This is a genomic window from Streptomyces aquilus (assembly GCF_003955715.1).
GTDB lineage: Bacteria > Actinomycetota > Actinomycetes > Streptomycetales > Streptomycetaceae > Streptomyces > Streptomyces aquilus.
In genome coordinates this window covers 5,032,502-5,048,720 of the sequence record NZ_CP034463.1, presented here as the reverse complement: position 1 = coordinate 5,048,720, position 16,219 = coordinate 5,032,502, and the positions used below count along the sequence as shown (strand labels likewise).

Sequence of the window (16,219 nt, the reverse complement as noted above, 5' to 3'; positions counted from 1 at the left end):
TCCTCCGTCCACCTCTTGTCCCTCTTGTCCCTCTCGTCTCTGCTGCCTTCTCTCTGCTGCCTTCCTTGCCTTACTTGCGCCCGTTCTGGGCCATCCCATTTGTGAGGAGATCTACGCGATGACCCGGACTCGGAACGCCATCGAAGACATCTGGCCGCTCTCGCCCCTGCAAGAGGGACTGCTGTTCCACGCGGCCTTCGGGGACGGGGCGTCCGACGTGTACGCGGGACAGCGGGCCCTCGCTCTCGACGGGCCGCTGGACATCGCACGGCTGCGTCGCTCCTGGGAGGCCCTGGTCGCCCGGCACGGCGCCCTGCGGGCGGGCTTCCGCCGGCGCAGGTCGGGGCAGGCCGTCCAGGTCGTCGCCCGGCAGGTCGAACTCCCGTGGCAGGAAGCCGACTTGAGGGAGCTCCCGCAGGCCGAGGCGGAGGCGGAGGCGGCCCGGCTGTCCGAGGCGGAACTGTCGGCCGGCTTCGATCTGGAGCGGGGCCCGCTGCTGCGGCTGCTGCTGATCCGCCTCGGCGAGCGACGGCACCGTCTGGTGATGACGACCCATCACATCGTGCTGGACGGCTGGTCGTTGCCGATCCTGGTGGATGAGCTTTCGACGCTGTACCGGGCCGGGGGTGAGGTCCGGGCGCTGCCCCCGGTCCGCTCCTACAAGGACTACCTGGCCTGGCTGGGCCGCCAGGACCGGGAAGCGGCACGGGCCGCGTGGCGCGCGGAGCTGGCCGGGGCGGACGAGCCCACCCTGGTCGCCCCGGCCGACCCCGCCCGGGCACCGCTGCGCCCCGAGGCGCTGGTCACCGAGTGCAGCGCGGAACTGACCCGGGCACTGGAGACGCTGGCCCGCGACCACGGGGTCACCATGGCCACGGTGATGCAGGGCGCGTGGGCCCTGGTCCTCGCCCGGCTGGCCGGACGCCAGGACGTCGTGTTCGGCACCACGGTCGCGGGCCGCCCCACGGACCTGCCGGGCGCCGACTCGCTCATCGGCCTGTTCATCAACACCCTGCCGGTCCGGGTCGAGCTGACCGGCGCCCTCACCGTCGCCGACCTGCTGCGCACCTTGCAGGCCCGCCAGATCGCCCTTCTGGGCCACCAGCACCTCGGCCTCACCGAGATACGGCAACTCGCCGGACCGGGCGCCGAGTTCGACACGCTCGTGGTGTACGAGAACTACCCGCGCCCGGCGGACACCGCGACGGCCGACCCCGACGCCCTCAGCATCCGCTTCGACGGCCGCACGAGGGACGCCAGCCACTACCCGCTCGGTCTGATCGTCGGCCCCGGCGAGCGGCTGGAGCTGCAACTCGACCACCGCACGGACCTGTTCGACCGGGCCCGCGCCGAACAGGTGCTGGCCGCGCTCCACCAGGTACTCGAAGGCTTCGCGGCCGACCCGCGCACCCCGCTGGCCCGCCTCGGACTGCTGACCGGTGCCGAGCTGGCCCGTGTCACCCGGGACTGGCAGGACATCCAGCCCGAGGTGCCCACCGGGACGCTGCCCGAACTGCTCGCCGGACAGGTGCGGCGGACACCGGACGCGCCGGCCCTGGACTCGGACGAGCGGACGTACGGCTACGCCGAACTGCAGGACGAAGCGGGCCGCCTGGCACGGCACCTGATCACCCTGGGAGTGGGACCCGAGTGCCGCGTCGCCGTCGTCGCCGAACGCTCCGCGGACACCGTGGTCGCGCTCCTCGCCGTCTCGATGGCGGGCGGGGCCTTCGTCCCCCTCGACCCCGGGCACCCCGCCGACCGGCTCGCCCTCGTCCTGGAGGACGCCGACCCGGTCGCGGTGCTGTGCACCGAGGCCGGACGCGCCGTGCTGCCCGAGGCCGCCCGGGACCGCGCGATCGCCCTCGACGACCCGCAGGTCAGGGCAGCGGTGGCCCGCCAGGCCCCGGGCCGGGTGACCGACGCCGAACGCACGGCACCCCTGCGTCCCGCCAACGCCGCGTACGTCATCCACACGTCGGGTTCGACGGGGCGGCCGAAGGGTGTGGTGGTGTCGCATGCGGGGTTGGTGAATTTGGCGGGTGCGCAGATTGAGCGGTTTGCGGTGGGTGTGGGTGCTCGGGTGTTGCAGTTTGCGTCGTTGAGTTTTGACGCGGCGGTGTCTGAGTTGTGCATGGCGTGGGGTGCGGGTGCGGTGTTGGTGGTGGCGGGGTCGGATGGGTTGCCGCCGCGGGTGTCGTTGGGTGAGGCGTTGGTGCGGTCGGGGGCGTCGCATGTGACGGTGCCGCCGGGTGTGTTGGCGGTGGAGGAGGGGGTGTTGCCGGCGGGGTTGGAGACGTTGGTGGTGGCGGGGGAGGTGTGTGCTGCGGGGTTGGTGGAGCGGTGGTCGTCTGGTCGGCGGATGGTGAATGCGTATGGGCCGACTGAGGTGACGGTGTGTGCGGCGATGAGTGGGCCGTTGGAGTCGGGTGTGGTGGGTGGGTCGGGGGTGGTGCCGATTGGGCGTCCGTTGCGGAATGCCGGGGTGTTTGTGCTGGATGCGTTTTTGCAGCCGGTGCCGGTGGGGGTGCGTGGTGAGTTGTATGTGTCCGGTATTGGGTTGGCGCGTGGGTATGCGGGGCGTGCTGGTCTGACGGCGGGGCGGTTTGTGGCGTGTCCGTTCGGTGAGGGCGGGGGCCGGATGTATCGCACGGGGGATGTGGTGCGGTGGTTGGCGGATGGGCAGTTGGAGTTTTTGGGGCGTGCGGATGAGCAGGTGAAGATCCGTGGGTTCCGGGTGGAGCTGGGCGAGGTCGAGGCGGTTCTGTCGGCTCATGCGGGGGTTGAGCAGGCCGTGGCCGTCGTACGGGACGGACGGTTGATCGGCTACGTCGTCGGCGACGTGGACAGTGGAGAGCTGCGGACGCACGCCGCCGCCCGGCTGCCCGAGTACATGGTGCCTTCGGCTGTGGTGGTGCTGGACGCGTTCCCCCTGACGGTGAACGGGAAGGTGGACCGGGCTGCTCTGCCGGTGCCGGATCTGGGCGCGGGTGCGTCTCGTGGGCCTGCGACTCCGACGGAGGAGGTGCTGTGCGGGCTGTTCGCCGAGGTGCTGGGCCTGGAGCGGGTCGGTGCGGAGGAGAGCTTCATTGAGCTGGGTGGTGATTCGCTGCTGGTGATGCGGCTGATCGCCCGTGTGCGGTCGGTGCTGGAGGTGTCGGTCGGCGTTCGTGAGGTCTTCGCGGACCCGACGGTCGCCGGGATCGCGCGGCTGGTCGACACAGCCGGGGCGTCGGCAGGTGTGGTGCTGGGGCGGCGGGAGCGGCCGGAGCGGGTGCCGTTGTCCTTCGCGCAGCAGCGGATGTGGTTCCTGAACCGGATGGACGAGGCGGGGGCGGCCGCCTACAACATGCCGTTCGCCCTACGGCTGTCCGGCCGGCTGGACTCGGCGGCACTGGCGGCGGCATTGGGCGACATCGCCGATCGGCACGAGAGCCTGCGGACGGTGTTCCCCGACGTGGAGGGCGTGCCGTACCAGGAGATCCGTCAGGGCGCCGAGGGGCGTCCGGAGCTGATGGTCGTGGAGGCCGGCGAGCAGTGGCGTGACGTCATGCAGGACGAGGCGGGGCGTGGATTCGACCTGGCGGCTGAACTGCCATGGCGGACGACCCTGTTGAAGGTCTCCGACGCGGAGTGGGTGCTGCTCCTGGTCGCCCATCACATCGCGACCGACGCCTGGTCGATGGGCGTACTCGCGAACGACCTCCAGAACGCCTATCGCGCACGGCTTGCCGGGGAGGCTCCAGGGTGGACGCCGTTGCCGGTGCAGTACGCGGATTACGCGCTGTGGCAGCGTGAGGTGCTGGGCGAGTTGGAGGACCCGTCGAGTGCGGCGGCGGGGCAGATCGCTTACTGGCGGGGGGCGTTGGAGGGGGCTCCGCAGGAGACGGTGTTGCCCTTCGATCGTTCGCGTCCGGCGGTGCCGACGTTCCGTAGTGGGTCGGTGCCGGTCGGGGTGGACGCGGAGACGCATGCCCGGTTGGTGGAACTGGCCGCGCGGGGCGGCGCGACGATGTTCATGGTCGTGCACGCGGCCCTGGCGGTGCTGCTGGCGAGGATGGGCGCGGGTGAGGACGTCTGTGTCGGGACGCCGGTCGCGGGCCGTTCGGACGCTCAGTTGGAGGATCTGGCGGGGTTCTTCGTCAATACGCTCGTTCTGCGGTCGGACGCTTCCGGGAATCCGACGTTCGGTGAGCTGTTGGCGCGGGTGCGGGAGTCTGACCTTTCGGCGTACGCGCATCAGGACGTGCCGTTCGAGCGGCTGGTGGATGAGCTGAACCCGGAGCGCTCCGCTGCCCGCAACCCGCTGTTCCAGGTGATGCTGGCCCTCCAGAACGCGCCCGAGGCGCGGTGGGAGCTGCAAGGGCTGTGGGTGGAGCAGGTGCCGCCGGTGGAGGACCCCGCGGCACGGTTCGATCTGTCGGTGGACCTCAGCGAGCGGTGGGCCGAGGGTGGCGCCCCGGCTGGGCTGGGCGGTGGGCTTCTTTATGCCGCGGATCTGTTCGATGAGGCGACGGTGCGTGGGCTGGCCGGGCGGCTGGTGCGGGTGCTGGAGCAGGTCGCGGCCGATCCGGAGCTGCGGCTGAGCGACCTCGACCTGCTGGAGGAGGCCGAGCGGGCGGCGGTCGTCGAGGAGTGGAACGCGACGGCTGAGGTGACTGAGCCCGGTTTGGTGGTGGAGCGGTTCCGGGGGTGGGTGGCTGAGGCTCCGGGGGCGGTCGCGCTGTGGTCGGGTGGGCAGGGGCTGTCCTACGCCGAGGTGGATGCGCGCTCGGATGCGCTGGCGCGAGGGCTTGTGGCGCGGGGGGTGGGGGCGGAGTCGCGGGTGGGGCTGTGCCTGCCGCGTGGGGCCGAGATGGTCGTGGCGATGCTGGCGGTGTGGAAGGCCGGTGGCGCGTACGTCCCGCTGGACCCCGAATACCCGTCTGAGCGACTTGAGTTCATGGTCGCGGACAGTGGGGCCGGGGTGGTGCTGGTCACGGAGGAGACTGTCGACCGGCTGTCCGCGGGTGTGCTGCTGGATGAGTTGGTGAGTGACGTCGGTGCGCTGCCGGAGGTTGGTGGCGATCAACTGGCCTATGTCATCTATACGTCGGGGTCGACGGGGCGTCCGAAGGGTGTGGCCGTCGCGCATGCCTCGGTGGCCAACCTGGCCTCCGTGATGCGCCCCGTGCTCGGCGTCGAGCCGGGCGTCACAGCCCTGCAATTCGCGTCGTTCAGCTTCGACGCGGCGGTGCTGGACGTGGCCGTCACGCTGGCCGCCGGGGGCACGCTGGCGATCGCCTCGGCCGAAGAGCGGCTGGACTCTGCTGCCCTGGCCGGGATGGTGGAGGCGGCGGGTGTTGACGTCGCGAGTGTGGTGCCCTCGCTGCTGGGTGTGCTGGAGCCGGACGCGGTGCCGGGGATCGGGAACTGGGTGCTGGGTGCCGAGCGGCTGGAGGCCGGTCTGGCCGCCAAGTGGCGTGAAGAAGCACGGGTTTGGAACACCTACGGGCCCACCGAGGCGACCGTCATCACTACCGCCGTACTGCTGGACGAGGGCATCACGGGCCACGACCCCGCGCCCGCCATCGGCCGGCCCCTCGGGAACGTCCACACCTACGTGCTGGACGGCTTCCTCCGCCCTGTGCCCGTGGGCGTCCCCGGCGAGCTCTACATCGCCGGGGACGGTCTGGCCCGGGGTTACGTCAACCGCCCCGACCTGACAGCGGAACGCTTCATCGCCTGCCCGTTCGACGCGGACGGCGGCCGGATGTACCGCACCGGCGACCTGGCCCGCTGGACGCCGGACGGGCAGCTTGAGTTCGTGGGCCGTGCCGACGAGCAGGTCAAGATCCGTGGCTTCCGCGTCGAGCTGGGTGAGGTCGAGGCCGTCCTCGCCGCTCACCCGCAGGTCGAGCAGGCCGTGGCTGTCGTACGGGATGCGCGGCTGATCGGCTATGTCGTCGGCGATGTGGACGAGGACGCGGTGCGGGCGCATGCGGCGACGCGGCTGCCGGACTACATGGTGCCGTCGGCTGTGGTGGTGCTGGACGCGCTGCCGTTGACGGTGAACGGGAAGGTGGACCGGGCTGCTCTGCCGGTGCCGGATCTGGGTGCGGGTGCTTCCCGTGGGCCCGAGACGGAGGTCGAGGAGGCGCTCTGCGGGCTGTTCGCGGATCTGCTCGGGCTGGAGAGCGTGGGTGCGGAGGAGAGTTTCTTCGAGCTGGGTGGTGATTCGCTGCTGGTGATGCGGCTGATCGCCCGTGTGCGGTCGGTGCTGGAGGTGTCGGTCGGGGTCCGTGAGGTCTTCGCGGAGCCGACGGTCGCGGGGATCGCGCGGCTGGTCGACACGGCCGGGGCGTCGACCGGCGTCGTGCTTTCGCGTCGGGAACGTCCCGACCGCGTACCGCTGTCCTTCGCGCAGCAGCGGATGTGGTTCCTCAACCGGATGGACGAGACCGGGGCGTCCGTCTACAACCTGCCGTTGGTGCTGCGGCTGAGCGGCACCCTTGACACCGAGGCCTTGCAGGCGGCGCTGGGGGACATCGCCGACCGGCACGAGACGCTGCGCACGGTCTTCCCGGACATCGAGGGTGTGCCGTACCAGCGGGTGCTGGTGGGTGCGGACAGCCGTCCGGAGCTGGTGGTGGTCGAGGCCGGCGAGCGGTGGCGTGAGCTGATGCGGGACGAGATCGGCCGTGGTTTCGACGTCGGGATCGACCTGCCATGGCGTACCACGCTGCTGAAGGTCTCGGAGGCGGAGTGGGTGCTGCTCCTGGTGGCCCACCACATCGCGACCGACGCCTGGTCGATGGGCGTGATAGCAGGCGATCTCCGGGACGCCTATCGCGCCCGTCTCGCAGGAGAGGGCACCCCGGGGTGGACGCCGTTGCCGGTGCAGTACGCGGATTACGCGCTGTGGCAGCGTGAGGTGCTGGGCGAGTTGGAGGACCCGTCGAGTGCGGTGGCGGGACAGATCGCCTTCTGGCGGGGGGCGTTGGAGGGTGCGCCGCAGGAGACGGTGCTGCCCTTCGATCGTTCGCGTCCGGCGGTGCCGACGTTCCGGAGTGGGTCGGTGCCGGTCGAGGTGGATGCGGAGACGCATGCCCGGTTGGTGGAGCTGGCCGGGCAGGGCGGGGCGACCATGTTCATGGTCGTGCATGCCGCGTTGGCGGTGCTGATGGCGAGGATGGGGGCCGGGGCGGACGTCTGTGTCGGCACACCCGTTGCCGGGCGCTCGGACGCGCAGCTGGAGGATCTGGCCGGGTTCTTCGTCAACACGCTCGTTCTGCGGTCCGATGCTTCCGGGAATCCGACGTTCGGTGAGCTGTTGGCGCGGGTGCGGGAGGCCGATCTGTCGGCGTACGCGCATCAGGACGTGCCGTTCGAGCGGCTCGTCGACGAGCTGAACCCGGAGCGTTCCGCGGCCCGCAACCCGCTGTTCCAGGTGATGCTGGCCCTCCAGAACGTGCCCGAGGCGCAGTGGGGGCTTGAGGGGCTGACCGTCGAGCAGATACCGCCGGCGATGGCACCCGCCCGCTTCGATCTGTCGGTGGGCCTCGGTGAGCGGTGGACCGAGGGTGGCGCCCCGGCCGGGCTGGAGGGCGGGCTGCTGTATGCCGCGGATCTGTTCGACGAGGCAACGGTGCGTGGGCTCGCCGTGCGACTGGAGCGAGTGCTGGAGCAGGTCGCGGCCGATCCGGAGCTGCGGCTGAGCGACCTCGATCTGCTGGACGCCTCCGAGCGGGACGCGGTGGTGGGGGAGTGGAACGCGACGGCGCGGGAGGTGGATGCGTCGTCGGTGGTGGAGCGGTTCCGTACCAGCGTGGACAGGGCGCCGGAGACGGTCGCGGTGTGGTCGGGCGGCCGGGGCCTGTCGTATGCCGAGGTGGATGCGCGCTCGGATGCGTTGGCGCGTGGGTTGGTGGCGCGTGGTGTGGGGCGGGAGTCGCGGGTGGGGCTGTGCCTGCCGCGTGGGGCCGAGATGGTTGTGGCGATTCTGGCGGTGTGGAAGGCCGGTGGCGCGTACGTGCCCCTGGACTCCGAATACCCGTCTGAGCGGCTTGAGTTCATGGTCGCGGACAGCGGGGCCGGGGTGGTGCTGGTGACAGCCGAGACCGCCGGGCGGGTGGCCTCCGGTGTGCTGCTGGATGAGTTGGTGAGTGATTCCGGTGTGCTGCCGGAGGTCGGCCCCGACCAACTGGCCTATGTCATCTATACGTCGGGGTCGACGGGGCGTCCGAAGGGCGTGGCCGTGGCGCATGCCTCGGTGGCCAACCTGGCGTCGGTGATGCGTCCGGTCCTCGGGGTCGAACCGGGCGTCACAGCCCTGCAATTCGCGTCGTTCAGTTTCGACGCGGCCGTGCTGGACGTGGCGGTCACCCTCGCTGCCGGGGGCACGTTGGCGATCGCCTCGTCCGACGAACGGCTGGACGCGGCGGCGCTGGCGCGCATGATCGAGGCGGCCGGAGTGACCACGGCCAGCGTCGTGCCTTCCCTCCTCGGCGCGCTGGAGCCGGACACGGTCTCCGGGATCGGGAACTGGGTGCTGGGCGCTGAGCGCCTGGAGGCCGGCCTGGCGACCAAGTGGCGCGAAGGGGCCCGGGTTTGGAACACCTACGGGCCCACCGAGGCGACCGTCATCACCACCGCCGTCCTCCTGGAGGCCGGCATCACGGGCGAGGACGCCCCGCCCGCCATCGGCCGCCCTCTCGGGAACGTCCGCACCTACGTGCTGGATGCCTTCCTCCGCCCTGTGCCCGTGGGTGTGACAGGTGAGCTGTACATCGCCGGGGACGGCCTGGCGCGCGGCTACGTCAACCGCCCCGACCTGACCGCGGAACGCTTCATCGCCTGCCCGTTCGATGCGGACGGCGGGCGGATGTACCGTACCGGCGACCTGGCCCGCTGGATGCCAGACGGGCAGCTGGCCTTCGTGGGCCGTGCCGACGAGCAGGTCAAGATCCGTGGCTTCCGCGTCGAGCTCGGCGAGGTCGAGGCCGTACTCGCCGCCCACCCGCAGGTCGAGCGGGCCCTGGCTGTCGCACGCGACGGCCGTCTGGTCGGCTATGTCGTGGGGGATGTGGACGCCGAGGACGTACGGGCGTATGCCGCGACCCGGCTGCCGGAGTACATGGTCCCGTCGGCGGTCGTCGCCCTGGACGCCTTCCCGCTCACCGTGAACGGCAAGATCGACCGCACCGCCCTGCCGGTGCCGGATCTGGGCGCCGGTGCATCGCGTGAGCCTGCGACTCCGACCGAGGAGGTGCTGGCCGCTCTGTTCGCCGAGGTGCTGGACCTGGAGCGGGTCGGTGCGGAGGAGAGTTTCTTCGAGCTCGGCGGTGATTCGCTGCTGGTCATGCGGCTGATCGCCCGTATTCGCTCGGTGCTGGAGGTGTCGGTCGGAGTCCGGGAGGTCTTCGCGGACCCGACCGTGGCCGGTGTCGCACGGTTGGTCGAGGGCGCCGGGGCCACGGCGGGTGTGGTGCTGGCCCGTCGGGAGCGCCCCGAGCGCGTACCGCTGTCCTTCGCCCAGCAGCGGATGTGGTTCCTCAACCGGATGGACGGAGAGGGCGCGGAGGGAGCCGCTGCCTACAACCTTCCCTTCGCTCTGCGGCTGACCGGCAGCCTCGATGTCGAGGTGCTGGAGTCGGCGCTGTGGGACATCGCCGATCGGCACGAGAGTCTGCGCACGGTCTTCCCGGACGTGGACGGGGTGCCTTACCAGGAGATCCGCGAGGGCGCCGAGGGGCGTCCCCGGCTCCGGATCGTCGACGCCGGTGAGCGGTGGCGTGAGCTGGTGGCGGACGAGGCCGGGCGTGGCTTCGATCTGGCGGTTGAACTGCCGTGGCGTACCACGCTGTTGAGGGTCTCGGAGGCGGAGTGGGTGCTGCTGCTGGTCGCCCATCACATCGCGACTGACGCCTGGTCGATGGGCGTACTCGCCCGCGACCTTCAGGGCGCCTATCGCGCCCGCCTTGCCGGGGCGGCGCAGGCGCGGGAGCCGCTCCCCGTCCAGTACGCGGATTACGCGCTGTGGCAGCGCGAGGTGCTCGGCGAGTTGGACGACCCCGACAGTCAGGTGTCCGCCCAGGTCGCGTACTGGAAGCGGGAGTTGGCGGAGGCGCCGCAGGAGACCGTGCTGCCCTTCGACCGGCCGCGTCCGGCGGTGCCGTCGTTCCGTAGTGGGTCGGTGCCGGTGGACGTCGATGCGGTGACGCATGCCCGGTTGGCCGATCTGGCCGCGCGGAGCGGGGCGACCATGTTCATGGTCGTGCACGCGGCGCTGGTGATGCTGCTGGCGAGGATGGGGGCCGGGGAGGACGTCTGCGTCGGGACGCCGGTCGCGGGCCGTTCGGACTCGCAACTGGAGGATCTGGCCGGGTTCTTCGTCAATACGCTCGTTCTGCGGTCGGACGCCTCGGGGAATCCCACGTTCGGCGAGCTGTTGGCGCGGGTGCGGGCGGCCGACTTGTCGGCGTACGCGCATCAGGACGTGCCGTTCGAGCGGCTGGTGGACGAGGTGAATCCGGAGCGTTCCGCCGCACGCAACCCGCTGTTCCAGGTGCTGCTCGCGCTCCAGAACGTGCCCGAGGCCCTCTGGGACCTCGAAGGGCTGGTCGTCGAGCAGATCCCGCCGCTGGCGGATCCGCCGGCCCGCTTCGATCTGTCCCTCTCGCTGAGCGAGCGCCGCTCTGACAACGGCTCGGTCGATGGTCTGCGGGGCGGGATTCTCTACGCGGCCGACCTGTTCGACGAGGGGACGGTGCGTGGGCTGGCCGGGCGACTGGTGCGGGTGCTGGAGCAGGTCGCGACCGATCCGGAGCTGCGGCTGGGCGCCGTGGAGGTGCTGGAGGAGGGCGAGCGGGCGACGGTCGTAGAGCGGTGGAACGCCACCGCGAGTGACGACGCCGAAGCCGCGACCGTGATGGAGCTGTTCCAGGGGTGGGTGGCGCGCACGCCGGATGCGGACGCCCTGTGCTCCGAGGATCAGACCCTGTCCTACGCCGAACTCGACGCCCGAGCCGACGTGTTGGCGCGCGGGCTGGCGGCGCGCGGTGTGGGACGGGAGTCCCGGGTCGGCCTGTGCTTCCCGCGCGGGATCGATGCGGTCATCGCGATCCTGGCCGTGTGGAAGGCCGGCGGGGCGTATGTCCCGCTCGATCCCGCGTACCCCTCCGACCGGCTGGCCTACATGGTCGCCGACAGCGACGCCGAACTGGTCCTGGTCGCGCCCGAAACCGCCGACCGGCTGTCCGGTGAGGTGGAGACGGTCCTGCTCGACGAGCTGGACGGCGACCAGGCCGTGCGCGAACTGCCGGCTATCTCCCCTGACCAGCTCGCCTACGTCATCTACACGTCGGGTTCGACGGGGCGGCCGAAGGGTGTGGTGGTGTCGCATGCGGGGTTGGTGAATTTGGCGGGTGCGCAGATTGAGCGGTTTGCGGTGGGTGTGGGTGCTCGGGTGTTGCAGTTTGCGTCGTTGAGTTTTGACGCGGCGGTGTCTGAGTTGTGCATGGCGTGGGGTGCGGGTGCGGTGTTGGTGGTGGCGGGGTCGGATGGGTTGCCGCCGCGGGTGTCGTTGGGTGAGGCGTTGGTGCGGTCGGGGGCGTCGCATGTGACGGTGCCGCCGGGTGTGTTGGCGGTGGAGGAGGGGGTGTTGCCGGCGGGGTTGGAGACGTTGGTGGTGGCGGGGGAGGCGTGTGCTGCGGGGTTGGTGGAGCGGTGGTCGTCTGGTCGGCGGATGGTGAATGCGTATGGGCCGACTGAGGTGACGGTGTGTGCGGCGATGAGTGGGCCGTTGGAGTCGGGTGTGGTGGGTGGGTCGGGGGTGGTGCCGATTGGGCGTCCGTTGCGGAATGCCGGGGTGTTTGTGCTGGATGCGTTTTTGCAGCCGGTGCCGGTGGGGGTGCGTGGTGAGTTGTATGTGTCCGGTATTGGGTTGGCGCGTGGGTATGCGGGGCGTGCTGGTCTGACGGCGGGGCGGTTTGTGGCGTGTCCGTTCGGTGGTGATGGTGGCCGGATGTATCGCACGGGGGATGTGGTGCGGTGGTTGGCGGATGGGCAGTTGGAGTTTTTGGGGCGTGCGGATGAGCAGGTGAAGATCCGTGGGTTCCGGGTGGAGCTGGGCGAGGTCGAGGCGGTTCTGTCGGCTCATGCGGGGGTTGAGCAGGCGGTTGCGCTGGTCCGCGACGGACGGCTGATCGCATACGTCGTCGGCGACACGGATGCCACCGCTCTGCGCGCATTCGCTGCCGCTCGCGTACCGGATTACCTGGTGCCGTCGGCGGTCGTCGTCCTGGACGCCTTCCCGCTGACCGTGAATGGCAAGGTCGACCGGGCTGCTCTGCCGGTGCCGGATCTGGGCGCCGGGGTATCTCGTGGGCCTGCGACTCCGACGGAGGAGGCGCTGTGCGGGCTGTTCGCCGAGGTGCTGGGCCTGGAGCGGGTCGGCGCGGAGGAGAGCTTCTTCGAGCTGGGTGGTGATTCGCTGCTGGTGATGCGGCTGATCGCCCGTGTGCGGTCGGCGCTGGAGGTGTCGGTCGGCGTTCGTGAGGTCTTCGCGGAGCCGACGGTCGCGGGGATCGCGCGGCTGGTCGACACAGCCGGGGCGTCGGCAGGCCCGATGCTTTCGCGCCGGGAGCGCCCCGACCGCGTACCGCTGTCCTTCGCCCAGCAGCGGATGTGGTTCCTCAACCGGATGGACGAGACCGGGGCGTCCGCCTACAACATGCCCTTCGCCCTCCGCCTGACCGGCAGCCTCGACGTCGACGTGCTGGAGTCGGCACTGGGTGATGTGGCGGACCGGCACGAGAGCCTGCGGACGGTCTTCCCGGACGTGGAGGGCGTGCCGTATCAGGAGATCCGTGAAGGCGCCGAGGGGCGTCCGGAGCTGGTGGTCGTGGAGGCCGGCGAGCAGTGGCGCGCCGCCATGGAGAACGAGGCGGGACGTGGATTCGACCTGGCGGCTGAACTGCCGTGGCGGACGTCCCTGTTGAAGGTCTCGGAGGCGGAGTGGGTGCTGCTCCTGGTCGCCCATCACATCGCGACCGACGCCTGGTCGATGGGCGTACTCGCGAACGACCTCCAGAACGCCTATCGCGCACGGCTGTCAGGTGCCGAACCGGGATGGGAACCGCTTCCCGTCCAGTACGCGGACTACGCGCTGTGGCAGCGCGAGGTGCTGGGCGAGCTGGACGACCCGGAGAGCCCCGGTGCCGGACAGATCGCCTACTGGCGTGGCGCGTTGGAGGGTGCGCCCCAGGAGACGGCCCTGCCGTTCGACCGGCCGCGTCCGGCGGCACCTTCGTTCCGCGGTGCTCAGGTGCCGGTCGGGGTGGATGCGGAGACGCATGCCCAGCTGACGGAGCTGGCCGCGCGGGGCGGGGCGACGATGTTCATGGTCGTGCACGCGGCGCTGTCGGTACTGCTGTCGCGGATGGGAGCGGGGGAGGACATCTGCGTCGGCACCCCGGTTGCCGGCCGCTCCGACGCACAACTGGAGGAACTGGCAGGCCTCTTCGTCAACACCCTCGTCCTGCGCTCCGACTTGGCGGGGAATCCGTCCTTCCGGGATCTGCTGGCCCGAGTGCGGGAGTCCGACCTTTCGGCGTACGCGCATCAGGACGTGCCGTTCGAGCGGCTGGTGGACGAGCTGAACCCGGAGCGGTCGGCGGCCCGCAACCCGCTGTTCCAGGTGATGCTGGCCCTCCAGAACGTGCCCGAGCCGCACTGGGACCTCGAAGGACTGGCGGTCGAGCAGGTTCCTCACGCAGAGGACCTCGCGGCCCGCTTCGATCTGTCCCTCTCGCTGAGCGAGCGCCGGTCGGAGGGCGGCACGGCCGATGGTCTGCGGGGCGGCATCCTCTACGCGGCCGACCTGTTCGACGAGGCCACGGTCCGTGCGCTGGCCCGGCGGCTGGTGCGGGTGCTGGAGCAGGTCGCGGCTGATCCGGAGCTGCGACTGAGCGACCTCGATCTGCTGGAGGAGTCCGAGCGGGCGGCGGTCGTGGACGAGTGGAACGCCACGGCGAGCGAGGTCGACACCTCGACTGTGCTGGAGCGGTTCCGCGCCGGTGCGGCCAGGGCGCCGGAGACGGTCGCGCTGTGGTCTGGCGGCCGGGGGCTGTCGTACGCCGAGGTCGACGCCCGCTCCGATGCGTTGGCGCGAGGGCTCGTGGCGCGCGGTGTGGGCCGGGAGTCCCGGGTAGGCCTGTGCCTGCCGCGCGGGGCGGAGGCGGTCGTGGCGATGCTCGCGGTGTGGAAGGCCGGTGGCGCGTACGTCCCGCTGGACCCGGAGTACCCCTCCGACCGGCTGGCCTACATGGTGACCGACAGCGCGGCGCAGCTGGTGCTGGTCACGGAGGAGACTGCCGGGCGGGTGGCCTCGGGTGTGCTGCTGGATGAGTTGGTGAGTGATGCCGGCGTGCTGCCGGAGGTCACCGACGATCAACTGGCCTATGTCGTCTATACGTCGGGGTCGACGGGGCGTCCGAAGGGTGTGGCTGTCGCGCATGCCTCGGTGGCGAATCTGGCCTCCGTGATGCGTCCGGTCCTCGGCGTCGAGCCGGGTGTCACGGCGTTGCAGTTCGCGTCGTTCAGCTTCGACGCGGCGGTGCTGGACGTGGCCGTCACGCTGGCCGCCGGGGGCACGTTGGCGATCGCCTCGGCCGAGGAGCGGCTGGACCCCGCCGCCCTGGCCGAGATGCTCCAGGCGGCCGGCGTGACCACGGCCAGTGTGGTGCCGTCGCTGCTGGGGGTGCTGGACCCGGGGGCGGTTCCCGGGGTCGGGAACTGGGTGCTGGGCGCTGAGCGGCTGGAGGCTGGCCTGGCGGCCAAGTGGCGTGAAGGTGGCCGGGTTTGGAACACCTACGGGCCCACCGAGGCGACCGTCATCACCACCGCCGTACTGCTGGACGAGGGCATCACGGGCGAGGACGCCCCGCCCGCCATCGGCCGCCCCCTGGGGAATGTCCGCACCTACGTCCTCGACGCTTTCCTCCGTCCCGTCCCGGTGGGCGTGACGGGTGAGCTGTACATCGCCGGGGACGGCCTGGCCCGCGGTTACGTCAACCGCCCGGACCTGACGGCGGAACGCTTCATCGCCTGCCCGTTCGATGCGGACGGCGGCCGGATGTACCGCACCGGCGACCTGGCCCGCTGGGAAGCGGACGGGCAGTTGGCCTTCGTGGGCCGTGCCGACGAGCAGGTCAAGATCCGTGGCTTCCGGGTCGAACTCGGCGAGGTCGAAGCCGTACTCGCCGCCCACCCGCACGTCGACCAATCCGCGGCACAGATCCGCGACGGCCGTCTGATCGGCTACGCCGTCGGCGCCACCGACGCGGACGACCTCCGTGCCTTCGCCGCCACCCGGCTGCCGGACTACATGGTCCCGTCGACGGTCATCGTGCTCGACGCCCTGCCGCTGACCGTCAACGGCAAGGTCGACCGCGCTGCCCTGCCGGTACCGGATGTGCACGTCAGTGCATCTCGCGGGCCCGCGACTCCGACCGAGGAGGCGCTGGCCGCTCTGTTCGCCGAGGTGCTGGACTTGGAGCGGGTCGGTGCGGAGGAGAGTTTCTTCGAGCTGGGCGGTGACTCGCTGAAGGTGATGCGGCTGATCGCCCGCATCCGCTCGGTGCTGGAGGTGTCGGTCGGGGTCCGGGAGGTGTTCGCCGAGCCCACGGTCGCCGGGATCGCATGGCTGGTCGACACCGCCGCCGCGTCGACCGGCGTCGTGCTGGCCCGCCGGGAGCGCCCCGAGCGTGTACCGCTGTCCTTTGCCCAGCAGCGGATGTGGTTCCTCAACCGCATGGACGAGACCGGGGCCTCCGCCTACAACATGCCCTTCGCCCTCCGCCTGACCGGCACCCTCGACACCGAGGCCCTCCAAGCGGCGCTGTGGGACATCGCCGACCGGCACGAGAGCCTGCGCACGGTCTTCCCGGACATCGAGGGCGTGCCGTACCAGGAGATCCGCGAGGGAGCCGCAGGCCGCCCCCAGCTCCAGGTCATCGAAGCCGGCGAGCAGTGGCGGGACGCCATGCGGGGCGAGGCCGAGCGCTGCTTCGATCTGGCGGTCGAGCTGCCGTGGCGGACCACGCTGCTGAAGGTCTCCGACTCGGACTGGGTGCTGCTGCTGGTGGCTCACCACATCGCCTCCGACGCCTGGTCGATGGGCGTCCTCGCCCGCGACGTCCAGGGCGCCTATCGCGCCCGCCTTGCCGGGGCGGCCCCG

Annotated in this window: 1 protein-coding gene (only partly in view); it reads left to right on the top strand. The window is 71.0% G+C overall.

The window, feature by feature from the left end:
• The first annotated feature begins 118 nt into the window (after window positions 1-118).
• Window positions 119-16,219 carry the 5' portion of a non-ribosomal peptide synthetase gene (locus EJC51_RS23075; RefSeq protein WP_126272835.1) on the top strand. Its footprint extends 12,261 nt past the window's final position, so only the first 16,101 of its 28,362 coding nucleotides appear in the window; it begins with the start codon at window positions 119-121; its stop codon lies off the right edge, out of view.